The sequence below is a fragment of the Singulisphaera rosea genome, assembly GCF_054877945.1.
In genome coordinates this window covers 1-22,766 of the sequence record NZ_JBTYIP020000045.1, presented here as the reverse complement: position 1 = coordinate 22,766, position 22,766 = coordinate 1, and the positions used below count along the sequence as shown (strand labels likewise).

The 22,766-nt window shown below is 64.1% G+C and carries 17 protein-coding genes; 7 read left to right on the top strand and 10 right to left on the bottom strand.

Annotated features, from left to right (window positions below):
• Window positions 1-119 precede the first annotated feature (119 nt).
• Genes ACYOEI_RS38730 through ACYOEI_RS38720 form a run of 3 tightly spaced genes read left to right on the top strand, consistent with a single transcriptional unit; the run spans window position 120 to window position 3,321 of the window.
• Complete coding sequence (locus ACYOEI_RS38730; protein WP_462855877.1) at window positions 120-1,379, top strand: site-specific integrase; 1,260 nt, start codon at window positions 120-122, stop codon at window positions 1,377-1,379.
• Window positions 1,376-2,332, top strand: a complete 957-nt coding sequence (locus ACYOEI_RS38725) for a tyrosine-type recombinase/integrase (protein ID WP_462855876.1) — start codon at window positions 1,376-1,378, stop codon at window positions 2,330-2,332. The genes ACYOEI_RS38730 and ACYOEI_RS38725 overlap by 4 nt, the downstream gene beginning before the upstream one ends.
• On the top strand, window positions 2,329-3,321 hold the full coding sequence (locus tag ACYOEI_RS38720) for a site-specific integrase (protein ID WP_462855875.1): 993 nt from the start codon (window positions 2,329-2,331) through the stop codon (window positions 3,319-3,321). Before ACYOEI_RS38725 ends, ACYOEI_RS38720 begins: the two co-directional genes overlap by 4 nt.
• On the opposite strand, the gene tnpC is transcribed toward ACYOEI_RS38720, so the two are convergent.
• The 5 genes from tnpC to ACYOEI_RS38695 form a co-directional block, all read right to left on the bottom strand.
• Window positions 3,308-4,870 carry an IS66 family transposase gene (gene tnpC / locus ACYOEI_RS38715; protein WP_462855873.1) on the bottom strand — a complete coding sequence of 521 codons (1,563 nt, stop codon included), beginning with the start codon at window positions 4,868-4,870 and terminating at the stop codon, window positions 3,308-3,310. The two genes, ACYOEI_RS38720 and tnpC, sit on opposite strands and share 14 nt — an antisense overlap.
• Window positions 4,871-4,901: 31 nt before the next feature.
• Window positions 4,902-5,288 (bottom strand): IS66 family insertion sequence element accessory protein TnpB, encoded by a 387-nt coding sequence (gene tnpB, locus ACYOEI_RS38710; protein ID WP_462855872.1) that lies wholly within the window; start codon window positions 5,286-5,288, stop codon window positions 4,902-4,904.
• Window positions 5,285-5,656: an IS66 family insertion sequence element accessory protein TnpA gene (gene tnpA / locus ACYOEI_RS38705; RefSeq protein WP_462855871.1), complete on the bottom strand. Its 372-nt coding sequence runs from the start codon at window positions 5,654-5,656 to the stop codon at window positions 5,285-5,287. The genes tnpB and tnpA overlap by 4 nt, the downstream gene beginning before the upstream one ends.
• A gap of 372 nt (window positions 5,657-6,028) precedes the next feature.
• Window positions 6,029-6,556 carry a DUF2262 domain-containing protein gene (locus ACYOEI_RS38700; RefSeq protein WP_462855870.1) on the bottom strand — a complete coding sequence of 176 codons (528 nt, stop codon included), beginning with the start codon at window positions 6,554-6,556 and terminating at the stop codon, window positions 6,029-6,031.
• 434 nt (window positions 6,557-6,990) lie between these two features.
• Entirely contained in the window at window positions 6,991-7,743 is a 753-nt protein-coding gene (locus ACYOEI_RS38695) for a hypothetical protein (RefSeq protein ID WP_462855868.1), read from the bottom strand.
• Window positions 7,744-7,952: 209 nt separating this feature from the next.
• Between ACYOEI_RS38695 and ACYOEI_RS38690 the strand changes: the two genes are divergently transcribed.
• Entirely contained in the window at window positions 7,953-8,201 is a 249-nt protein-coding gene (locus ACYOEI_RS38690) for a hypothetical protein (protein WP_462855867.1), read from the top strand.
• Window positions 8,202-8,244: 43 nt separating this feature from the next.
• Here ACYOEI_RS38690 and ACYOEI_RS38685 read toward each other — a convergent pair whose 3' ends face one another.
• The 3 genes from ACYOEI_RS38685 to ACYOEI_RS38675 form a co-directional block, all read right to left on the bottom strand.
• Entirely contained in the window at window positions 8,245-9,627 is a 1,383-nt protein-coding gene (locus ACYOEI_RS38685) for a DUF4832 domain-containing protein (RefSeq protein ID WP_462855865.1), read from the bottom strand.
• A gap of 324 nt (window positions 9,628-9,951) precedes the next feature.
• Window positions 9,952-11,529, bottom strand: coding sequence for a sigma-70 family RNA polymerase sigma factor (locus ACYOEI_RS38680; protein ID WP_462855864.1), 1,578 nt, complete (start codon window positions 11,527-11,529; stop codon window positions 9,952-9,954).
• 389 nt (window positions 11,530-11,918) lie between these two features.
• Window positions 11,919-14,330 (bottom strand): HEAT repeat domain-containing protein, encoded by a 2,412-nt coding sequence (locus tag ACYOEI_RS38675; RefSeq protein WP_462855863.1) that lies wholly within the window; start codon window positions 14,328-14,330, stop codon window positions 11,919-11,921.
• A gap of 710 nt (window positions 14,331-15,040) precedes the next feature.
• On the opposite strand from ACYOEI_RS38675, the gene ACYOEI_RS38670 reads away from it, so the two are divergent.
• Together ACYOEI_RS38670 and ACYOEI_RS38665 are read left to right on the top strand one after the other, a co-directional pair.
• The gene (locus ACYOEI_RS38670; protein WP_462855862.1) at window positions 15,041-17,047 is read left to right on the top strand and encodes a sulfatase; all 2,007 of its coding nucleotides are present in this window, start codon (window positions 15,041-15,043) and stop codon (window positions 17,045-17,047) included.
• Window positions 17,048-17,285: 238 nt separating this feature from the next.
• Complete coding sequence (locus tag ACYOEI_RS38665; RefSeq protein WP_462855861.1) at window positions 17,286-18,050, top strand: hypothetical protein; 765 nt, start codon at window positions 17,286-17,288, stop codon at window positions 18,048-18,050.
• 227 nt (window positions 18,051-18,277) lie between these two features.
• Here the strand turns inward: ACYOEI_RS38665 and ACYOEI_RS38660 are convergent, their stop codons facing one another.
• On the bottom strand, window positions 18,278-19,372 hold the full coding sequence (locus ACYOEI_RS38660; protein WP_462855859.1) for a DUF1559 family PulG-like putative transporter: 1,095 nt from the start codon (window positions 19,370-19,372) through the stop codon (window positions 18,278-18,280).
• 170 nt (window positions 19,373-19,542) lie between these two features.
• The gene (locus tag ACYOEI_RS38655) at window positions 19,543-19,752 is read right to left on the bottom strand and encodes a hypothetical protein (RefSeq protein WP_462855857.1); all 210 of its coding nucleotides are present in this window, start codon (window positions 19,750-19,752) and stop codon (window positions 19,543-19,545) included.
• 887 nt (window positions 19,753-20,639) lie between these two features.
• On the opposite strand from ACYOEI_RS38655, the gene ACYOEI_RS38650 reads away from it, so the two are divergent.
• On the top strand, window positions 20,640-22,568 hold the full coding sequence (locus ACYOEI_RS38650) for a sulfatase (protein WP_462855856.1): 1,929 nt from the start codon (window positions 20,640-20,642) through the stop codon (window positions 22,566-22,568).
• The last annotated feature ends 198 nt before the right edge of the window (window positions 22,569-22,766 follow it).

Genomic DNA, 22,766 nt, shown 5'->3' with positions numbered 1-22,766 from the left:
CGGCCGAATCGTTGCAACTTTGGCTTTCTTCCGTTTGCCTGGCTGCGATCAGCGGACATGGGCCCGCATAATTCGGAAGCTCTTCTCGGGACCTCGACTTCTTCCCCGGGAGGGCAATCATGCTCGATGCGCTCTTTCAACGTCCTCACCATGTCCGCCGACTCCGGGCCAACCCGCTCGGCGCGATCCTCGACCAACTCGCCGGTTATCTGAACCGACGCGGCCATCGGGCCTGCGTCGTTCATCAATTCCTCCGCTCCGCCGAGCATTACGGCTATTGGCTGGGGACTTGCCACGCCCCCGTGACTCAAGGCCACGTCACCCAGGTCTCGGCCCGACAATTCCTCCAGGAACATCTCGTGGCCTGCTCGTGCCCGGCTCCCTTCCCCCGCAGCGTCATCACCAGCCGGGCGGCGGTCAACCATCTGCTCCGGATGCTCGACCAGCAAGACCCGGCCAGACTGGTCTTGCCGTCCACACGACACGACGTGCTCCTCGCCGGCTACGACGGGTTTCTTCGGCAGACCTGCGGGTTGGCCGAGCACACGCGGCTCTATCGGCTGCGTTACGCCCGACAGTTCCTGGACCGGCAATTCGGCGACGACTCACCGGCCCCCGAACGACTCAAAGCGACCGACGTCCAGGGCTACTTCCGATGCCACGCCGGATCGTTGAAGCCCGGATCGGTCGCCGTCATGGCCTCCTCGCTCCGCGCATTCCTTCGCTACCTCGCCCTGACTCATGGCTTCGACGCGTCGCTCGTCGGCGTCGTGCCGATGTCACCCCAATGGCCCATGGATCGCCTTCCGAAGTCGCTCGCGGAAGCGGACCTCCTGGCCATCCTGGACCATTTCGACGCCAGCACGGCGACCGGCCGCCGCGACCTGGCCATGATCCGGTGCATGAGCGACCTGGGGCTCCGCGTTGGCGAAGTCGTCGCCTTGACCCTGGACGACATCGACTGGCGGCGTGGGGTGGCGTCGATCCGAGGCGGCAAGGGACGGCGTGATCGCGAGCTGCCCCTGCCCACGCCGCTGGGACAGGCAATCGCGGCCTATCTCCAGGCCGGACGACCTTCATCCGCCGACCGCCATGTCTTCTTGCGGCATACCGTCCTGGCCGGTACTCCCGTGCCCAACACACTGATCTGTGGCGTCTTCCGTCGGGCTTATGCCACGGCCACGGGACGTGTGGAATCGGTCGGCACCCATGTCCTTCGGCACACCGCCGCAGCCCGGATGCGAGCGGCTGGCCATAGTCTGAAGGGCATTGCTGACGTCCTCGGCCATCACTCGATTGATACAACGGCGATCTACGTCAAGCTCGACGTCGAGGCCTTGCGAACCGTGGCCCTCCCCTGGCCGGGAGGTGCGTCATGAGCCCCTCGACGATGGCCGAGCGGGTGGAAGAGTATCTGACGTATCGCAGGGCGCTCGGCTACCAACTCCGGACCGAAGGAGACATGCTCCGGGCCTTTGCCCGCTTCGCCGACGAGTCCGGGCATTCCGGCCCGGTGACGACCGAGATCGCTCTCCGCTGGGCTCGCCTGCCCGAGATTGCGGCCCGCCTCTATCAAGCCAGGCGTCTGGAAGTGGTGCGGACGCTGGCGAGATACCTCGCGCCGCGCGAGCCGGGCACCGAGGTCCCGGCTCGCGGACTGCTCGGCCCGGCGCATGCCCGACGGCCGGCGTTCCTCTACACCGAAGCCGAGATCGCCGCGCTGATCGAGGCGGCACGATCGCTCGCGCCGGTCGACAGCCTACGGCCCCTGACCTACGCCACCCTCATCGGCCTGGTGGCCTGCACCGGGCTTCGAATCGGCGAGGTCCTCGCCCTGGGGACTGGCGATGTCGACCTCGATGCCGGCGTCCTGACCGTCCGACAGACCAAGTTCCACAAGTCCAGGCTCATTCCCCTGCACACGACCGCCGTCGGGCCGCTTCGCGACTACGCGACAACTCGCGGGATTCGACGCCGAGAGGCGGTCGTCACGACCTTCTTCGCGTCGGAGGCCGGCCGACCGTTGCCCTATAGCACGGTGCGGCACACCTTCCATCAACTCCTTCAGAAAGCGATGCCCGGGGTTACCCCGATCGGCCGCGTGCGTCCCCGCCTCCACGACTTGCGGCACACGTTCGCCTGCCGTCGCTTGCTGAGCTGGTATCACGAGGGAACGCAGATCGAGCGGACCATCGACCAACTCTCGGCCTACCTCGGCCACGCCAAGGTCACCGACACCTTCTGGTACTTGACGGGCGCCCCCGAACTCCTGGCCCTGGCCGGCGGTCGCTTCGAGCAATTCGCCAACCCAACCCAAGGAGTCAGTCCATGACACCCACCTTCGACGTCCTGGTCCAGGACTTCTTCTGCCGACGGTTGATCGAGCAGCAAGGCGTCAGCCCGCGTACCGTCGAGGCCTACCGCGACACTTTCCGACTGCTGCTGGGCTACCTGCCGCAGCAACTGGGCAAGTCGGTCCCGTCGCTCTGCCTGGACGATATCGACGCTCCGATCTTGCTGGACTTCCTGGCTCATCTGGAGACAAGGCGAGGTAACGGAGCCCGGACGCGGAACGCCAGGCTGGCGGCCTTGCGTTCGTTCGTGCAATACGCCGCGTCGCGAGATCCAACCGCCTGGCCGCTCGTTCGGAGGGTGCTGGCCATCCCCTCCAAGCGCTTCACGAAACCGCTGCTAGGCCACCTGACCCGCGAGGAGATGCAGGCCGTGCTGGATGCCCCGGACGCCGCGACCTGGGCCGGGCAGAGAGACCGGGTGCTGTTCGCCGTGACGTATAACACCGGGGCCCGAGTGTCCGAGGTCGTCGGCCTGCGGCGTGGTGACTTGGCCGACGTCAACGCCCGATCGCTGCGGATCCGAGGAAAGGGCCGCAAGGAGCGGGTCGTGCCGCTCTGGAAAAAGACCGCCGTGGCGCTGGCCGCCTGGTCGAAGCGACTCGAAGACCGGCCGGATGGCCCGCTCTTCCCGAACGCCCGTGGCGGGATGCTGAGTCGGTCGGGATTCGAGGACAGGTTGGCCCTCGCCGTCGAGAAGGCCGCCGCGACCTGTCCGGGCCTGCGGAGCAAATCGGTCTCGCCTCACACGATCCGCCATACGACGGCGATGCACTTGCTGCAATCCGGCGTCGATCTGACGGTCATCGCTTTGTGGCTGGGGCACGAGAGCCCCGAGACGACCCACCAGTACGTCGAGGCCGATCTGAAGATGAAGGAGGAGGTCCTGACCAAGGCATCAGGCTTGTCGCCCGAGCCGACCGTCTACCGGCCGAAGGGCAAGCTGCTCGAGTTTCTCAATAACCTGTGACCGGATTATGCGGAGTCAGGCCGCGAGCACTCGTCGAGAGTGATCGTCGATCCCGGCGCCGACTCCGCATAATCTTCGGGTCCGCATAATTGCGGCCGATCGCCTGGTCCCGGAGCCGACGCTCCGACACGTTGTTGTCGATCGACAGTCGGCCGTCCTCCGTGTATCGACATAACGCCTGCCATTGATTCGACGCATACTTCACCGCCTGGGCCATCGCCGACTTCGGCAACAGTCGCGCCGACAGCCGGTCCAGCTCCTCGCGCAATCGATCCAGGACCGGCACCGCGTCCGCCTGGCGGAGCATGGCCCGAGCCTCGGCATCCAGCGGCCGGGCCCGATCTTCGACCTCGTAGAGCCGCTTGATCATCTCGAGGATCAGCGACGCTTCCGCCGGAGACGATGTGCGAGCCTCGAAGAACTTCCGCCGCGCGTGCGCCCAGCAGGCCACCTCGAGGATCCGGCCGTCGGAGCCTGCGTAGATCCCGTCATACCCGCTGAAGGCATCCGCTTGCAGGTAGCCCTCGAAGTCGGTCAGGAATCGCGCCGGCCCGTCACGCTTATGATCACTCGTGAAGTCGTAGACATCATAAGGGGCCGCGTCGGATCCGATGTAGACCCAGAACCGCCCCTCGTGGCTCCCCGGCTTCTCGCCGCCGAGCACCCGCAAGGGCGTGTCGTCGGTCCAGATGACGGGCCCTTTGAGCACCAGGTCTCTCTCGAATTCGTAGAGCGGCCGCATCAGCTCGGCGACCCTGCCGACCCAGTCGCAGAGCGTGCTGCGGGACAGGTGCAGGCCGTAGCGTGCCGAGATGTCCTCGAAGCGATAAAGCGGCGTGTGCTCAGCAAACTTGGAGACGACGACCTCGGCGAGGACGCCGGCGCCGGCGATGCAGCCGCTCAAGGGCCGTGGCGGGGTCGGTGGGGCCGTGACGCCGTCGTGGCAACGGGAGCAGGCGTACTTGGGCAGGACGTGGACGTGGAGCTCGAACCGGGCGGGGATAAACTCCAGGACGCGGGCCTCGTCCTCGCCGATGCGGGCCTTGGCCTCGCCGCAGCAGGAGCAGACCTTCTCGGGTTCGGGGACGTCGTGCTCGATGCGGACCTGGGGGAGTCGATCGTAATCGACCCGGCGGGATTGGCGTGGCTTCGGGGCCTTGGCGGGGGCGGGAGCCGGGCTCGGGGGCAGCTCGGCGGGCGGGATGACGTCGCCCGTGGGGTCGATCTCGAAGAGGTGGCCCTGGCCGGGGGCCTCGATCAGCCGCTCTCGCCGCGGTCCGAAGACGTAGCGACGGTAGAGCTCGAGTTGCCGCCGGAGTTCCTCGACGGTCTGCTCGTGCTCGCGAGCGGCCTGGTCGTGGAGCGTCGCGGCGGCGTCGAGCGCGGCCCGGAGGTCCTCGACGGTCCGCTCATGCTCGCAGGCGGCCCGAACGTGGAGTGTCGCGGCGGCGTCGAGCGCGGCCCGCAGGTCCTCGACCTGGCGGCTGAGCCGGTCGAGGAGGTCGTGACATTCGCGGGGCTGATCGGGCCAGGCATCGTGATGACTCATGCTATGAATTATCGCATGATCACCCGAAAATTCAAGGAGAAACCGGCCGATTTTCGGGCGTGATGACCGGCCTCCGATACCGTTTGCGTTGCCGCGCGGAGCCGAGGTCGATGCCGGAGAGGATGAGGGCCAGTTGGGTGGCGGTCATCTCGAGTGAGACGGCGTCGGCCGGGGCGGCGGGGATTTGGAAGGAGCCGAGTTCGAGCCGTTTGTACCAGATCGCCAGACCGTCGCCGCGGTCCCAGTAGAGGATCTTGACGCGGTCGCGGCGTCGGTTGAAGAAGAGGAAGAGGTTTCCGGAGGTGGGGTCTTGCCCGAAAGCCGTGGTGACGAGGCCTGCGAGGCCGTCGAAGCCCTTGCGGAGGTCGGTCGGCGGGGTGTAGACGAAGACCTTGACCGTCTGGGGCCAGTGGATCATCGGTGGCCTCCGTCTCTGGTATGGGCTCCGGCAACGGCACGGACGATGCGGCAGGCCAGTCGCGCGTCGGCCGTGGGAATGCTGAGGCGGACGCCATTGGGGAGATCGGCGACGATCGCGGCGGCTTCGCCGTACTCCTGCGGCCGAGGAGGGCTCACAGTCACGGGAAGGAATGGCGACAGCGCAAGGGGCGTTGGCCGAGAAGGAGTGGCATCGACGAGGCGGAGGCGGCGTTTCCACGAATGGAAGGAGGCCTGGCTGAGGGCCTCACGGTGGCAGAAGCGTGCGATCGTCAGGCCACTGCTCGCCTGTCGTCGGATCCGCTCCCGCCACACCGCGTGAAGATCGAAGTCTGGGGTCCTGGCCATTGAGGTGACTCCTGCGAAGGGAAATTTGATCCACTCCGCAGGCTACCAGACCCTTCAAGAATGGTTATTCCGGACGCTTACTGCTCGGTCGACAAAAGAGTCTACACTGGAGACTCCTCGCGGAAGTCAGCCGAGTCACCTGCGGTTGACGCAGTGACAGACTCGCCACAAAGACACAAAGGGTCACGAGAGTACATCGGAGAGGGAAATATCCCCTCGAGATTCTCTCCTTGGTGCCTTGGTGGGGAAAGAATCGTCGGCTGAGCGATCGGCGAGGAGTATCCAATTTAGCGTCGCTTTGCCCCGCCATTGACAAGATGGACCGTCCCAACGACGTGCAGTCGACGCCCTATGCATACACCTGTGCGCGTGCTATCCAGACAGCTCTGCATGTGCCTCGCTGAGATCGACGCCATTCGTCGAGTTGACAGTAACACAGTGGCCCCAGAACATATCCTGGTCCTCGTAGACTAAGTCGACCCCACAATCGCCGATAATTGTGACGGAACTCAGCGACAGATTCGCCTCAAATTCGGCTTCAGACAACTGCGGATTCGTGACCGATTTTAGTGAGCCATCGTCTTGCAACTCTTCGTATTCGTTCCAACCGTTATTATAAGTCTCGCGAAGGTCAACGACGGCGATTTGCTTGGCGGTCTCGTCGAGTTCCTTGAGGCGAAGGGCAACTTCGGAGGCGAGTTGCAACACAACCTCAAAGGGTTTATCGTCGAGAAGAATATGAATCTCGATGTCGCGCTGACAGTACAAGATGGTCGCGACATAGTCAAACACATCACCGGATTCCTCGATTTCACCAAGAACACTATGCTTCACTGAATCACCACCTTCACCCAAGCAACAAGATTTGCCGGCACCGCCAAACTTGGCAGATTGGCCCATTGGGCTATGACTCTATCGGGCAGAGTCCGACTCGACTGGCCGAGTCTGCGGCAATGCCGGATGAAGCGGGACGCCGCCCTGCCGAAGCCGATTCCGAAAGGTGTGGTCCGGGACGACCGGAGGCAGGCACAGGACAACGATCAACCCCACAAGCGCCACGATGACAAGGCCCTCGAAGAGAAGGCCTCCCGAGGCACGAGGCGCTCGGAACATCGTCCGCATGACTCGACTCACATGCTTCCGAGCCGGCCAGCGACGTAATTCGGCACAGGACGGGCAAGGTCCATCAATCGCCTCGTTGAGCGGAACACCACACTGATGACAGACGGGTCGGAATTTCATCCGCATGTTGCCTGATCCTTCGGGTGGAATTCCACGTCGGTGACATTCCGAAAAGGAATCCCCTCATCTGGGCGCCAAACGCCTCCCTCGCTTCATGCCAATCCAAGGAGACCATCGACAACCCAGCAGCCACGAGCATGCTCGCCTCCCTCTCGGCAATGCCGGAGGAGGTCATCAAGGAAACACCCCTGTCGTTCCAGCGCCGTGGCCAGTTGGGGTAGACGATCGAAGGACCGTTCGTCGTAGATCTCGCGAGCGAGTGCGATCACATCGGACGTCAACCAGGCAGACTCAACGACCAACGGCCGAAATGGATTGCCGATGAGGTCGCGAAACAGATCGACCTGGGCGATGCGTTCCACTTCACGACGCCGGTTTGCCTCATCGTCATGTTTTTTAATTTTAAACATTAAAACTTTTTCAACAATATAAACACTGCTCCACGCGATGTCCCTTGCACGATCGGCGGAGGCACGAGCCACACGGTCGATGTTCTGATAAGCCAAGCAATAATAACCGTCCTTCTTTGGCGACTCTTTGAACGCAGCCATCAGCTCCTCGAGCGTCGCGTTCTCGTCGACGAGTCGTTCCGTGATCTCGACGAGCCTTCGGTCACCTTCGGGAAGGAAGTTCCAGACTCGGCGGAAGCACGCGCAAGCGAAGAGTCGAAGTTTCCGAGGGCTAACATTGCCCCGTACGTGACGAATCAACATCAGCGGCTCGGGACAGGTCATCCACTCCTGTTCGTTCATCGGCCTGTTCGGGCGAGGGGGATCGCGATTCATCAGACAGCTCGCGATCCCAGCCGTCAAGCGTTGCCAAATCTTACGAACGGCAAAGTTCATCGGAGCGTCCTACGTCGGCGATATCTTGGTAACGCTTCGTGGCCACCATTCCAACGGTCAGGATCGCGATTCGTCCCACAACCGATCGTCATCCCCAAATCGCGGGCACTTGCAACCGTGGAGCATGGTACGATCCAGGGTGACACATCTGAGAATCGATCTCCTCGCGTTCCCAACGATCTGGCGACCTGCAAACCGAGGCGACCGCCATGACGGAATCCGACGACGTCTTCGATCGAGTCTCGATCACCCCGGGTGCCCGCGACGCCTGGGTTGCGCTGGTCTGCAAATTCGCGGACACACTCCCTCCCGACGTCGACATCGAGCCCTTGGTCGACGTCCATGCGAAGGTCATGCCCGACGAGAGCCTGCTCTTTTGGGTGGAGGTGAGCGGCTTCGGGGAAGTCTCGATGACCATCCCCGCCGACGAATGGGCCTGGGCGGACGGACGGAACTGAGGAAACCCTTCTCGATCGAATCGCCGACGAGCTCAGGTCAACCTCAGCGGATCTCCACATCTTCCGCCAAGGAATTCAGGCCACGTGCCTCGTCGAACGCAACCCCTTCGTTCGCGAGGCGAATGGAGTAGCGGCCATCCTTGCTCAGGCTGGGTGAGGGGTCGGCGAGTTGGAGGAGGAGACGCCAGGGGCCTCCTTTGGCATCGGGGGGGACGGGGATCGCGCCTCGCACGGAGATCGTCCCGGCTTCCGGGGACCATCGGCGAGGATCGACGTCGGAGAGGACGACGCGGTGGGTCCGGTCTCCCTGGACGAGGAGGAAGGCAACCTCTCTCGGCATGTGGGGCGAGGAGAAGCCGGCGTTGCGCAGGTCCAGCTCGACGCGGAGCTTACCCTCCGCATCAAGACCTGTCGCCACTCGCAGGCGGTTGGCCACGAGGCGGTAGCCGAGCCGGCGTTCGACGTGGTCGAAGCCCGTGCTCCCCTTGTACTCGGCCTTCCGCCAACCGTTGAGCGTACCCCCGTGGTAGCTGATGTTCAGGTAGGTGGCGTGGAGTTGTTCCAATTCGCGGACGACCTGGTCGATCGGCGTGCGGGCCGATGGGGGGACGGACTCGCCGCCGAAGGGGGCGAAGCGGGCGTGCTCGGCGCACCAGCGGAGCTCTCGCTCGCGGTCCCAGCCCTTCTCGGCGTAAGTCCCCATGTCGGTCGGCAGGCTCAGGAGTGCATCGTCGTGCCAGCCGACCCGCGACAACCGCGAGCCGCTGTACGCCGTCGCCTCGGTCAGCTCTGCCTCGTCTGCGAAGATGTCACGGATGAACATCGGTCGACGGATGTGGACGGTGACGGGGGAAGGCACGGCGTCGAGCAGCCCGAAGAGGACCGAGCGTCGGGCGTCCAGCGACGGAGGGTCGCCCCAGTTCGACCCGTGCCACTCGCCCCAAGGGCCGAGGAATCCCGCCTGGACCCCGAAGAGGACATCGCGATTCGAACGGAACACCTCGCCGAGTTGGCGGATGTGCCCTACGATGCGGTCCATGTCTTTCGGGTCGGCGCGGTAGTCTCGCCCCGTGAACCCGTAGGCGAAGCGGAGGATCGCTTTCAGGCCGTGTCGACGGGCCTCCGCCAGGGCCTTCTGGACTTCGTCGAGCTTCTCCCGAGAGAGTTCACGCTCCTTGAACGCCTTCAGGTCGACCTCGAGCAGCAGCAGGGTGATCCCCCCCGCGCGCAAGCCTTCGAGCCGGCCCGTCCGATGGCTCATCTGCGGCGAGTAGAAGCCTCGCTCGGGGTTCGGGAACGACTGGGTGCTCTCGCGAAAGCGAAGCTCCCGCCAGGCCGGGGCGTCCTGGGCACCAGCCGGCCACGGCGTGAGGGCCAGGGCCACCAGGGCGCAGGAAATCAACGGCTGTTTGCGCAGGATCGTCATCGGCGTCTCTCCGGGTAGGACCGGCCGATGATATCCACCCGGTCCCGCGAGAGAACGGATGACGCTCTTCGTCGGCCTCGACCGCGTTCCTACTGAATGAAGACTTCACCACAAAGGTACCGAGACACAAGGGGTCTATGCAGAGAGGACGTATTCCCTTCGGACCTCCTCCGAGATTCTCCCGGTAACTTCGTGCCTTTGTGGTGAGGCTCCCCCCAGAGAGCGAGACGTGCCCCGTGGCGGGCCTCGGGAGGCCATCCACGAGGCACGTCGGCCTCGATTCGAGTTGTCGAGAGATGGGTTCGATCCGCCGCGTCGTCTCGTCTATTCGGGCTTGGGGAGGTCTTTGTGGGGAACGACCTCGCCGCCGTTTCGGGTGACCATGAAGCGGAGAAGATCCGGGTCGATCGTCTTGTTGAGGAACCGCACAGCCCCGTCGCCGGTCGCGGTGTGGAAACCCTCAGGGAACGGGCCGCCGAACTTCGAGACCAGGTCGCCCTTGTCGACCGTCACGTCCTCGGGCTTGGTCCAGGGGACGGCCTTCGCCGCCTCGACGAACATCAAGGTGTTGGAGGTCCCGTCGAACACCGTCTTGATCGACGTTCCCCCCTCGTCCTCGAAGAGGGTGCTCGGCCCGACGAGGGCCTGGTAATACGTCAAGGTCGGGGACGCCGCATGATCCGAGCTCGTCGCATAGACCTCGGGCATTTCCGACAGGAGTGCCTTGTTGTGCGGGCTGTCCCAAGCTTCGTCGAGGTGGAACCGGTCGTACAACTTCTGCTGACCGAGATACGGCAAGAGCGCAACTCGCCAGCTCAGCACGGGCTTGCCACCGGACCGGATCGCAGAGTCGGGATATGTCAAGTCGTGCTTCTCGACGTACTCGAGGAGGGCCGTCCGGATCGCCTTGAAGTTGAACTTGCTCTCGGCCTTGGCGACCGCAACGTCGCGCTCGGACTTCGCGGCGGTGGCTTTGGCCTGGACTCCTCCCTTCGCAGCAGGCGCTTCCGGCTCCGGCCCGCTTCCCATCGCGAGAAGGCCGACTCCCGTCGAGGCGAACCCGGCGACGAGCACGCCCGCCGCCACCATCGAGACTTTGGCTAGGGTCATGGACTTGAGCACCTCTTGAGTCAGTTGAGCCACCGCGGCCGAGACCGTCCCAACCGCCAGGCTCTTGCCGGCCGCGACCTTCATCGCGGCGTTGATCGTGGACGACACCAGGGCCGAGGGGACCGCCGCGGGCGCGGACCCGGGCTCGATCAACGCTCCTGCCAAGACGGCGGGGAACGCCAACCCCCGGCGGGCCAGCCGGGCCCGCAGGACCTCACGCGTGCGGGCCACCCGGACGCTGACGGTGCCCACCGGGCACTTCAGGATCCGGGCCGCCTCGGCGTGCGTCCTCCCTTCGAGGTGACAGAGCACGACGACCGAACGATCCTTCTCCGGCAGCCGACCCAGTTCCTCGTGGAGCGCCTCGAGTTGCTCTCGGCGCTCCGCGTCCGGGACCGGTGACATCGTCGTCTCCCCCTCCTGCCCTTCGAGTCTCCGACGACGGACGGCCGAGGCCTTGGCGTGCGCCGCGACCCGCCGGGCCACGCCGTAAAGCCAAGGGCCCAGGGTGTCGCGCCGGCGGATCGAGCCCGCCTTACGCACCAGGATCAGGAAGGTCGCCTGGAACGCATCCTCGGCATCGTGCGGATTTGGCAAGAAGTCGAGGCAAACCCGCCAAACCATCGGGCCGTGGAGCTTCACCAGGGCCGCAAACGCCGCCTCCGCCCCGGCTTCGTCCCGAGGGTTCAGGAACTGCTCCAGGAGCTGCCCCTCCGTCTTCCCCGCGACCGAATCCACGCTGAAGAGCGTCTGAATCGACCGAGCCACCGACCCCCACGACCCGCCCACCATGCGACCTTCCTCCTCACGCCGTCCGTCTACCCCTAGAAGTGCGGGCCGAGCGCCAACGCTTACAAGTTTCCGGGACGATTCTCGGAGATCGGTGATTCGCCACCGGGCCTTCGCCGGGAGAACTCTTCACCACAAAGGCACGAAGGCACAAAGGGAGCATTCCGAGAGGACGAATCCTTCCCGAGCTTCCTCTGTGATTTCTTTGTGTCTTGGTGCCTTTGTGGTGAATCTGCAACAGGTCGATCGGACAATACCTGGTGGTCCTCGGCGACGTGTCCCGAATTTCCGCCGCAATGACCTCGACGTGACCAACGCGTGCTTTGGACGAGGCCTGGGAGTAGGTCCCGCATCATCGGGCCATGCTCTTCGGGCGTCTTCACGATTCGCGGTTACGGATTCAGCCCGAACTCGGGATGTGCCGTCTGCCAATCCCGCCACGCGTTCGGGTCGACCCCGAACGATTCTCCCGTCAGGTCAATCAAGTGAGCGGCAATGCCGTTCTTGAAATCCTCCCGATCGACGTAGGTGCCGAAACGCGCGAGGTCGATCGGGAACAATTCGATGAGCGTGCGGATTGCCTCGGGAGTCTTGGCGTGCGCGATCGCCTCCAAGGCATGTTCGACGGAGGATGTGGCAATTCTCATCCGGACGGACTTCGCATACTCGTCGTCAACGGCCTCTGCCCCTCCGTCCTCGCCAGCCTCCTCGGCGATTCGTTGCAAATCGACATGAAAAAAGTCGGGCGAGGCCGTCCGCAGAATACGCGCCAGAGGGGCGATGACCCGAGGGTCGGCAAGCCGCGCGAGCTCGAACAAGACAAGGTTCTTGTCGGGCCAAGACGGATCATCGAGCCGTTTGAGAAGGGCCGGGACCGGATCCCTCCGGGAAAGCACGACCAGGACCTCGGCGTGGTACTTGGCCCGACCGCTCAGGGTAGGGAGGTGGGCTTCGAGGGCCCGGACTACCTCCGGGGACAAATGACGTCTCATGCTCAGATAGAAGAATCCATCCTTCATATCACCGACGAATTCATCGACGGCGGCACGGTGCTCGTGCCGCAAGAGTTGGGATAGGATTGCGAGCCGCTCGTACCGAGTCTCCGTCGCGGCTTCGAGCCGCAGGAGTTCGTCGACAGGCAGGAACCCACTGGCCACACGCGTGCCACGTTCCCAGACATCCATATCGGTCTCGCCATCCGCGTACTCGGTCTGCTCGGAGTCAAAAAATCTCAAGGCACGGATAATCTCGTTCCCGGCAACGGTGTTCTTGCCGTCTGTGACGAGATACTCGATCACGGACTGCCGTGCCGGAGCGGATTTCATCGCCAGGAGCAGGCTTGGGATATCGGAAAAGCGAGCGGTGGCGTCGGCGACCGTGAAGCGTTTTACATCAATGTCGAAGACCTTCAGACCCACCGGATCGTTCGAGTCGAGTTCGAAGCGTTCTGGATGAGCAAGCTTCTTCGATGTCATGAGCGCGATGAGCGGCCGCACTGCCCACGAAATGTCCTTCGGGGGCTTGGTAGACAGGAAGGCGCCGAGACAGAAGATCGCGTCGATACTTGGAGAACCATCCACATCAGACCGACTCAGAAGAAAGGTCCGGCCCCGAGCGTCGTCGAGTTTTAGGAGCATGCCGGCGTAGAGGAGGCGCAAGGGCTCCGGCAATTTCGAGTCCTCCATCCGCCGTGCCAACACCTCGCGCGTCTCCGGCGTGGCATCGCGGAAAATCGAGTCGATAGCATCAGCATTTCGTTCCCTATAGAGTCTGGCGTCGGTTTCCGTTCCCATCACATTCTTGCGGAGACTCCACTCGGGGAGGAGTTCGATCACACCATCGCGAACGACGTGAAAGCTGTTATAGATCGGCCCGAACCGAGATCTCTTGTCGGCTTGCGGCTCGAGGTATTCGACCTTGGCATTGCGGAGGACGAAACAAGGGACGAGCGCACCGAATGTTTCTTCATCAGTTTTAATAGAAGGTCGATCCTGGCGGACCAACTTGCCGGTCACGCGAGCCATTCGACCGTGGTTGTCGCTCGGAAAACTCAATTTCGGGCCGGAAGCGGAGGTCAGGTAAAGGTCGTCGTCGCGGTGGTGAAACCACCAGTGCTCATCCCAGCCCCGAAGTCTCCCGTCCAGCGTAACCTCATGACCGAGTTGTACGCCCAGGTCGATGAGATGCCAATCCGGGCGTTCGATACGCCAGCCGTCCGGGGTGCGTCGAATGACGCCACGCACCGCGATCTTCTCGCCCTCGGCGAGTTTTGGCCAGGCGGCAATTCCGTCGACTTGCGCCTCACCGTGTTCCGTTTCGAGCGTTCCTTGCGGTCGAGCGGTCCCCTCGAACGTCGCGGAGCGATCGACGAAATCCGCGAAGGTTAAGGGCGACGGCGGCACCTGCTCAATGTGTCCGACGACGAGGCCAAGTGCCGGGGACGGCCCCACGGCCCGAGCACACACGAGGCGTCCGCGGACCTTGTAAAAGACGTCACCTTCGAGTCGGCGCAGTTTTTCATAGGACAAATCGTCATTGTTCCCCGGTGGGATCAGGTGGACGTCGAATTCTTCCTGGGTCGCCTTTCCGTCGAGACGCCGCAGCCGCAGAGCGATGGCTCCGGCGCTCAGGGGATACTGATCCTCGTAGCCTCGACAAGGCCCCGAGACCTCGACGGTCTTGCCGAACGGGAGTTTCACCCCGTCGATGACGACAGAATCAAAGCCACGTTGCGTCTCGGCGACGACGCGGCCCTCCATGCAACCGAACAGGATCAGGATCACGGCAGCAGCAACGTGTCGCATGAGACCTCCTGTCGCGAACGCTCGGTGACTTGCCGGCGGATCGGCCTCGCCCTCGCCACTGAGACACTCCGGAGGGGAGGCTTCGGTGGCGTCATTAGAACGGATTTCGATCGCAGTGCACACGTCCCTCCGGGCCAATCGCAAATGCCTCACACGCCCGTACCCATGGCCCTCGCTATCCATGAAACATAAGCCAGGACCGCCAAATCTCTCGTTCCTACGGTCCCCGTGGGAATGCCGTCTTCGGACGATCCGCGTCCTCTTTGCTCGACTTCAGAAGGCCGCTCGGAGACCTTCGGATCGACCTGATGAGTTCACGGCCGGACTTCGGATTCGGCCCTTCTTCCGCGAGGGTGACTTGAGAAGGAGCGCGTTGCTTCGTATGGTACGGTGGCACCTCGAAGCCCGTGAAAAAGGACGCAGAGCGTCCGAAGACAGCATTCCCACGGGGACCGTGGGAACGAACCATCAATACAAATTTTTAGACATCACAAATTAAAAATTATTATATCAACACAAGTTCGACCCGATACAACTCGTGGGTCATGGATAGCGGCCCCCGTGGGGATGAGACATTAACGCCCACTCATCGCACAACTCGCCCACCGAATTGCCCTCCCGGGATCCGTTGAGTACGATCTTCGGTCCGCCCTGACAACGTGATGGGCAACTCCGACTTGGCCCAACGCGCCGGGCGGCGAGACGACGGGGTGCGAATTCGGCCGATCTCGACGGCCAAGAGCATGGGGACGCCCGTGACCAGCACGACCTCGATCACGAACCACCAATCCGATGGTGGGCCACCGAATCCCGCCCAGACGTCGAAGGGCCGACTCGGCGCGGGGGACGTCCTTAGGTTCGCCGCCTGGTGCGGCCTGGCGGCCGGGTGGCTCGAGGTCGGGACGCGGGTACTCTGCAAAAGCCTGATCGGGACCAACCGACTCTATATGATGACGCGGCACTTCGTCTGGCTGGTGCCGCTCTCGAACCTACTGCTCTTCCTCGTCGTGGGCCTTCTGTTGGCGGCCTTGGCGAGGATCGGCCCTCGACGGTTCGGCTGGCTCGGTCCTCGGATCTTGTGCGCCGGTGCGTTGATGCCCGCTCTTTTGGTCGCCGTCCCCCAGATCTATTCGTGGGCCTGGGGGATCCTGGCCTGGGGGGCCGCGATCCAGTTCGTCCCCTGGCTGGAGCGGACGGGGCGCCCCTGGCGGAGATGGTCAGGCCGCACTTCCGCCGGGCTCCTGGCGTTGGTGCCGGTCGTGGCGTGCGTGACCTTCGGTGCCGATTGGGTCGCGGAGGCGAGGGAAGGCGCCCGCGCCTTGCCTCCGACCGGCTCGCCGAACGTGCTGTTGATCGTGCTCGACACCGTCCGGGCCGACCGGTTGGGCGTCTACGGCTACCCACGCCCCACGACGCCGACGCTCGATCGTCTGGCCGAGCGTGGGATCCGCTTCACCGAAGCCCGCGCCACCGCGCCCTGGACGCTCGCCTCGCACGCGAGCCTGTTCACGGGTCGTTTGCCCCACGAGCTCGGCGTCGAGTGGGCGACCGCATTGCGGGATCGCTCGCCGAACGTGGCCGAGGTCCTCGGCGCCCAAGGATACGCGACGGCCGGCTTCGCCGCCAACATCGGCTATTGCTCGTACGACACGAAACTCGATCGCGGGTTCGCCCACTTCGACGACTACTGGACCGACCTGGAACACGCCCGCCCCTTGCGGACGGCCGTGCTCTTCCAGAAGGCCTGGGACCTGGCGGTCGGCCTCGCCCGGGCGAGCGGGATTGAACGGCTTAATCCCGTGACTACCTACCTCGTCGCCCCCTACCGCAAGGACGCCGCCGCGTTGAACCGCGAATTCACCGGCTGGTTGTCCCGCAGACGAGAACCCCGTCGCCCCTTCTTCGCGTTCCTCAATTATTACGACGCCCATGCCCCGTATCTGCCCCCGCAGGGTAACCCGCCCCGCTTTGGTCCGGGGCCGAGGACGATGGGGGATTTCCACATCCTGGTCGGCCTCTGGGAAACCGTGGACAAGGCCCGCCTGGGCCCCCACTACCAGCAGCTCATCCGAGACTCCTACGACAACTGCCTCGCCTACCTCGACCGGCAACTCGGGGAGCTGTTCGAGACGCTACGAACGCGAGGAGTGCTCGAGAATACCGTGGTCATCATCACCTCGGATCACGGCGAGGAACTCGGCGAGCACGGGCTCTTCGAACATGGCGAGTCCCTCTATCGCCCGGAGATCCGCGTCCCGCTGCTCGTCCTGCCGGCCAGGGCCGAGGCCGAGGCCCCAGTCGTCGTCAAGACACCCGTCAGCCTGCTCGACCTGTCGGCCACGATCGTCGACATGGCCGGATTGCCGGGCCAATCCTCCTTCCCTGGCCACTCGCTGGCCAGCCACTGGCGCGAGACCTCGGCTAAGACGGCTCCACCGGGAGACGCTTCGGTGGTGATCTCCGAGCTCTCATCGCCCAACCCCATCAACCCGAGCCATGGCCGGTCGCCGGCGGCGCGCGGGCCCCTCGTCTCGATTGCTGACGACGAGTATGTCTATATTCGCAATCAACGGAATGGACGAGAGCTGCTCTTCCGCACCTCCGACGACCCGGACGAGCTCGACAACCTCGCCAAGATGGACGCGATGCTGCCGCGGCTCCAGCGCTACCGCGAACGGTTAGGCGAGATGCCCGAAGGATCACGGGATGGCCATTGAGTCGCGTGGCGAGAGCCAGGACCTAACTCGAAACCTGCCGCATTCTTAAGAACAGGTTTCGGGACTGTCGTTCGGGGAGGGGCTGATCTTCAGACAGGCCGGCCGATGACCGACCAAGAGCCTGCCTACTTGAAAACCGTATCCATCCGAAATAATCTCAAGGCCGGCCGGCCCGCCGACGTTGCACGTCGCGCCCCTTTCACACGCACGCGCCGGAAGACCATCAAGGAATTTATCGATGAGCACATCCGATTTCAAGGGTGTGACGCAAGAGCATGTCGAGCCCGAGGCCGGACTCGGAGGCTCACCCGCCCAACCCGAGACGAAGCCCGTCTTCGGCGCCAAAGTCCTGTTCGTCGCACTCCTCGTGGCGCTGGCCTCGGGGGGCGCCGGTTGGGTCCTCGGGGACGCGTTCCGCGTGGCGGAGGTCGTGGACGAGGACGAATTTTATGGAGGCGCGGAACTCTCCGTGCCTCGGGCGACCCGGAACGGCGTTGTCGGATATGCGATCCTGGGCGCAGTGTTGTCGCTCGGCCTCGGAGTGGCCTCGGGTCTGCTGATCGGGGGGCGATCACACCGCCGCACGCTCATCGCCGGAATATCGGGCGTCGTGCTCGGGGCGATAGCCGGGGCGGGGAGTTCTTACGGACTATTCCCGGTTTATTTCGGCCGCATGGAATCGGCGGATCTGACGCTGTCGGTGCTCATCCACCTCGGAGTCTGGGCGGCCCTGGGGGCGGCCGCCGGGATCGCATTCGGGATCGGCACGGGGAGCCGGCCCGTGATCGGGCGGGCCCTCGTCGGGGGGATCGTGGGCGCAGGGTTGGGGACGGTCCTGTTCGACGTCTCCGGCAGCCTCTTCCCGCTCGCGCACACGGAACGGCCGCTCTCGGACTTGGCCGGGACCAGGCTCGCGGGCGACCTGCTCCTCGGGCTCTGCGTCGCGGCCGGGGTCGTCGTCGTCGCCTCCCAGGAACCCAAGGTCGCGACGAAGAAAGCGTGAGTTGCAAGCCAACGTTGCTCTGTGGCCGGGACTCTACGACTATTGGGAATGTGGGGTCGAGCGGACTTGTGAACGTCGTTCGATCGACGTTCGTCCGAGACGACATCTGATCATAAAACGAAGAGGGCCGGGGGATGATCCCCGGCCCTTTCGCGTTCAGGATGTCGCCGACCGGCCGCTCCAACGTCCTCGGCGTGGAGGCTCGGGGCGGCCCGATTGGAGTGGCGTCAGAATGCGTCGGCGCTGACGACTTCGTTGCCGGCCCGGGTGGAGATGGCCCACCAGGTCTTGCGGTTGACGGTGTTCTTGACGAATCGGGTGGAGCCGTCGGCGAACAGGACGTTGACGCCGCCGGCGTGAGTGCTGGTGGCGGGCACGGACCAGGCCGAGTCGGTGTTGCAGCCGACGCCGCAGCCGAACCGGCAGCCGTTGTTGTTCCCCTCGTTCGGGGTCTGCACGGAGTTGAACATCGTGGCGCCGGGGATGCCCATGATCCAACGATAGCCGCGATAGTCGGCGATGTCGTTGTTGTCGGTGATGAACGTGCTGGCGCAGTTCTGGATGTCGGCGAGCACGTTGGCGTACGGCGACGTGCCGATGTCGAGCACGAGGCCGCTCGAGGGGTTGCCCGACTGGTTGAAGAGGAAGTTACCCCGATACTTCCTCGGGCTCGTCGTGCCCGAATAGCCGTTGGCCCCGTTCCCGACGATCGACTCGGAATAGGCCATTGTGTTGCTCGATCCGTCGGTCACGTCGTTGATGCCGTACGACTTCCAGATCGTGAAGACACCACTGGTGTCTCGCGACGAGTTGAGCGTCGTCATCCCGACCTGGTAGGAGGGCATCCAGGTGGTAGTGCCGTAGCACGCCATGTAGTTGTTCAGGTTCTGGATGCCGGAGAACGGGTCGGAGGGGCAGAGGAACAGGTTGAGCTTGCAGTTGTAGGCCGTGGTATTCGGCGCAAAACCATAACCATACCCCGTGTCGGGGCAGATCATGAAGTTGATCGCATTGTACATCGGGGCCTGCTCGAGGTAGCTGAGCATCAGCGCGAAGGCGCTGAAGTTCTCCCACTCGTAGGGCCCCTGCTTGCGGACGTTGAGCTGGGCGGACCCGCCCATCGGGAATACGCTGTTGGCCGAATGGTAATTGTGAATGCCCAACCCGATCTGTTTCAGGTTGTTCACGCACTGCATGCGCCTGGCGGCCTCTCGGGCCGACTGCACGGCCGGGAGCAACAGCGCGATCAACACGGCGATGATCGCGATCACCACCAGGAGTTCGATCAGCGTGAAACCTCGCCTCGAAGAAGCTGTCGACATCGGCACCCCCAGATTTGACAGATCTCACGAACACTCGGACGCCACGGCACCGTGGACGCCCCTCCGCGGGCGGGCCCTGGGCCCGCCGAGCCGGCATTGTCTCGCGGCGACAGGCCCGACGGCCGTCCCCAGACGCGAGGGAGAGGCCGCGGCGATCGCCGCTCGGCAGGTCAACGCCGACCGCCCCTCTTCGCCCTCTTCGACCGGTCGTAGAATTTCTTATGCATCGCCTTCTGCTGTTCGGACTGGGGCGGCGCTCCGCTCACCATCGTCCCGTCCGACGGCTTGCCCTCGCCGCAGCCGCTCAGGCCGCCACCCAGGCCACCCAGCATCGCGACGGACAGGGCCGTAGCCAACAACCTGCGGCATGTATCGCGCACGATGGACTCTCCTCGACAACCGGCGGGACCGCCCCGAACCTAGGGCTCGAGGGCCAATTCTTCGCACCACGAAATCAACCCATCCGCCGGCAGCGAACGACTTCAGGTTTGAACGGGGCGACACACCTTATTTCGATTTCAACCACTATCATTAATTCTTCTTAATCCATACGATTCGGCCGGCGCGTAGAACCACCGCGCGCCCATTCTTGAGGACCACCCCCTAACGGGCAGCCCCCTGGCGATCTCTTCACAATTCGCGGAAGTCGGACGGATTCGAGAGCCGGAGCGAAAACCATACTCGTCGAGCCTCAATTCACGACGAAGGGTCCCCGGGCTGAAATCGATCGAGACAGGTTGAGCATAACCGAGTCGGGCACCCCGACAAGTATCAATCGAATTTTTGTACCGGCTCCTCCCCCGTCCGAACGACTCGGAGATCCGGACCGCCCCTCTCCTCGAATCCCATCGACCTCCCTGCCCGGTGAATACGATGTGCGAATTGACCATAACGCCGTTACTAAAACGACCGACAAGAATCGATTTGAGCGACAACGATACGCTTCGATCCGAATGCGGCGGCAAACCTGTCCACTTTGTGACTCCCTCTCCGGTGTCCTTCATTGTTAAGCGACCTGCGCAATCCTTGCCGGGGACGCGGGCAGAATACCGGGTGCGAGACGAGCTGAAGGAGTCGACGCCAGCTCCTGGTAGGGGCGAAGGTCCCAGGGGCCCGCTTGCCCTGACTGTGCCGCTTGGCTAAGCTGGCCCCGATCCACAGCCTCGTGAAATCCGGGATCGGCAACCGCCGATCCGATCGAAGGACGGGGGCTGCGGATCGTATCCTGCGCATCACGTTCTCATCCACGCGCATTTCGAGTCATTACATGGACGTTGATCCCGGGATCGGGTCCGAGTCTGGGATCGTTGCGCCCGATGCACCCACGTCGCGGCCCGGGGTCGGGGCCGGCGCCGTCGCGTTGATTGCGACCTGGATCGGCCTGATCGCGGGGTTCTGCGACCTCGGCGTCCTCGTCGTTTACAAGCGGCTGGTCGCCCACGACTTCTACCATCTCGGCGCGGACTTCCCCTGGCTCATCCCCCTGGGCGTCACGGCCCTGGTGTCCGTGCCCGCGAGTCTGATCATCCTCTATGCCTGGCGACGGGGATCGGTCCGGCTGGGTGTGCCGGTGGGCCTGCTTTCGTTCCTCGGGTTCCTCGACCTGTGCTCGCGGCTCCGGCTCGAGCTCTGGGCAACGGCGATCATTTCCATCGGCCTGGCAACCCAGTCGGTCCGCTTCGTCCGATCGCGCCGGGAAAGGTTCTTGCGGTCGGTCCGGATGTCGGTCGGATGGCTCGTCGCCGCCCTGGTCGCGACCATGTTGGTGACGGTCGGCGGGCGTTGGTGGCAGGAATATCGCCAGGGGACCACACTATCCCCGTCCGCTCCCGGCGCTCAAAACGTGCTGCTGATCGTGTGGGACACGGTGCGGGCCTCCAACACGAGCCTGCACGGTTACCCTCGCGTGACGACCCCGAACCTGGACCGGCTCGCCCGGGGCGGAGTCAAGTTCGACCTCGCGTTCTCGTCCTCGTCATGGACACTCCCGTCGCATGCGAGCCTGTTTACCGGGCGATGGCCCCACGAGGTCGGCGTCAACTGGAAGTCCCCCGTGCGCGAGGGCGTCCCCACGCTCGCGGGATATCTGGCGGAACATGGGTACGACACCGCGGGGTTCGTGGCGAACCTCGACTATTGCAGCCGGGAGACCGGCCTGGCTCGGGGATTCGCCCACTACGAAGACTTCTCCCTGAGCATCGTCGACACCTTCACCCGCTACATCGCGCTGGGACGCCGGATCGATGCTTCCGCGTGGCAGGGCTCCGTCGACGCCTGGGTCGAGGCGAGGACCGGCCGTTGGCACGACCTGATCCCGCAATCGCGAGAGCATGCGAAAGACGCCGACGCGATCAACGGCGCCTTCCTCGGCTGGCTCGAAAACCGCAAGGCAACGCATCGGCCGTTCTTCGCCTTCCTCAACTACAACGACGCGCACAGCCCATACGAGGTTCCGGACCGGTCGACGCCCGGCTTCGGGCTCCGCCCTTCGACCTCGGCGCAGCGGCAGACTCTGCAAAGCTTCACCGGCCTGGACAAGACGTCGCTCTCGAACGACGACGTCCACATGGCCATCGATGTCTATGATGACTGCATTTCCTATCTCGACAAACGGCTCGGGTCGCTCCTCGAGGAGCTCGGCCGCAAGGGCGTGCTCGAGAACACCCTGGTCATCGTCACCTCGGACCACGGCGAACACCTGGGCGACCACCGGCTTTTCTTCCACGGTTGTAGCCTCTACCGACAGCTCGTCCACGTCCCGCTGGTGATCGCGGGCCGGAAGTGGCTCCCCGAAGGGCGGACCGTCGCCGAGTCCGTCGGCCTCTGCGACCTCCCCTCGACGGTGATCGATGTCCTCGGATTGGCCTCGAAGCCGGCCTTCCCCGGCCGGTCCTTCGCGAAGCTCTGGCGGCCGCGAGACCCGGGCGAGGGACGAATGACGACCCCGCCCCTGCTCATGGAAACGACGAAGCCCGAGCTGCTCACCAACGACGGACGAGAACCCGCCGCCAAGGGGCCGATGAAGGCCGTGGTCGCCGCCGGAATGCACTACATCCAGATGGCTGATGGGACCGAAGAGCTGTTCAACCTCGCCGCCGACCCCGAAGAGACCAACAACCTCGCGCGAACCGTCGACGCCGCCCCGGTCGTCCAGCAGCTCCGGGGCCTGCTGAGGCTCTTGCTCAGGAAGCGTTGATCGGCCCGAGCCGATGGGCAGAGAACACGGCGCATAACCCCATACCCGCGACATCGGCCAGGAGATTCCGCCTAGCCCGGATATTTCATAGGCAGTTCGAAGGAATTGGTTGCGCGGCGGCCCTACTCCTTGTAGGATTTGGTGTTGCACAAATCCCTACCCTACCAGGAATCGAGCCGCCGCTATGACAGACTGTAC

What these genes read in the sequence shown, in the direction of transcription:
- ACYOEI_RS38730 (WP_462855877.1), top strand. Translation starts at nt 120, where the DNA reads ATGCTCGATGCGCTCTTTCAACGTCCTCACCATGTCCGCCGACTCCGG.
- ACYOEI_RS38725 (WP_462855876.1), top strand. Translation starts at nt 1,376, where the DNA reads ATGAGCCCCTCGACGATGGCCGAGCGGGTGGAAGAGTATCTGACGTAT.
- ACYOEI_RS38720 (WP_462855875.1), top strand. Translation starts at nt 2,329, where the DNA reads ATGACACCCACCTTCGACGTCCTGGTCCAGGACTTCTTCTGCCGACGG.
- tnpC (WP_462855873.1), bottom strand. Translation starts at nt 4,870, where the DNA reads ATGAGTCATCACGATGCCTGGCCCGATCAGCCCCGCGAATGTCACGAC.
- tnpB (WP_462855872.1), bottom strand. Translation starts at nt 5,288, where the DNA reads ATGATCCACTGGCCCCAGACGGTCAAGGTCTTCGTCTACACCCCGCCG.
- tnpA (WP_462855871.1), bottom strand. Translation starts at nt 5,656, where the DNA reads ATGGCCAGGACCCCAGACTTCGATCTTCACGCGGTGTGGCGGGAGCGG.
- ACYOEI_RS38700 (WP_462855870.1), bottom strand. Translation starts at nt 6,556, where the DNA reads ATGGGCCAATCTGCCAAGTTTGGCGGTGCCGGCAAATCTTGTTGCTTG.
- ACYOEI_RS38695 (WP_462855868.1), bottom strand. Translation starts at nt 7,743, where the DNA reads ATGAACTTTGCCGTTCGTAAGATTTGGCAACGCTTGACGGCTGGGATC.
- ACYOEI_RS38690 (WP_462855867.1), top strand. Translation starts at nt 7,953, where the DNA reads ATGACGGAATCCGACGACGTCTTCGATCGAGTCTCGATCACCCCGGGT.
- ACYOEI_RS38685 (WP_462855865.1), bottom strand. Translation starts at nt 9,627, where the DNA reads ATGACGATCCTGCGCAAACAGCCGTTGATTTCCTGCGCCCTGGTGGCC.
- ACYOEI_RS38680 (WP_462855864.1), bottom strand. Translation starts at nt 11,529, where the DNA reads ATGGTGGGCGGGTCGTGGGGGTCGGTGGCTCGGTCGATTCAGACGCTC.
- ACYOEI_RS38675 (WP_462855863.1), bottom strand. Translation starts at nt 14,330, where the DNA reads ATGCGACACGTTGCTGCTGCCGTGATCCTGATCCTGTTCGGTTGCATG.
- ACYOEI_RS38665 (WP_462855861.1), top strand. Translation starts at nt 17,286, where the DNA reads ATGAGCACATCCGATTTCAAGGGTGTGACGCAAGAGCATGTCGAGCCC.
- ACYOEI_RS38660 (WP_462855859.1), bottom strand. Translation starts at nt 19,372, where the DNA reads ATGTCGACAGCTTCTTCGAGGCGAGGTTTCACGCTGATCGAACTCCTG.
- ACYOEI_RS38650 (WP_462855856.1), top strand. Translation starts at nt 20,640, where the DNA reads ATGGACGTTGATCCCGGGATCGGGTCCGAGTCTGGGATCGTTGCGCCC.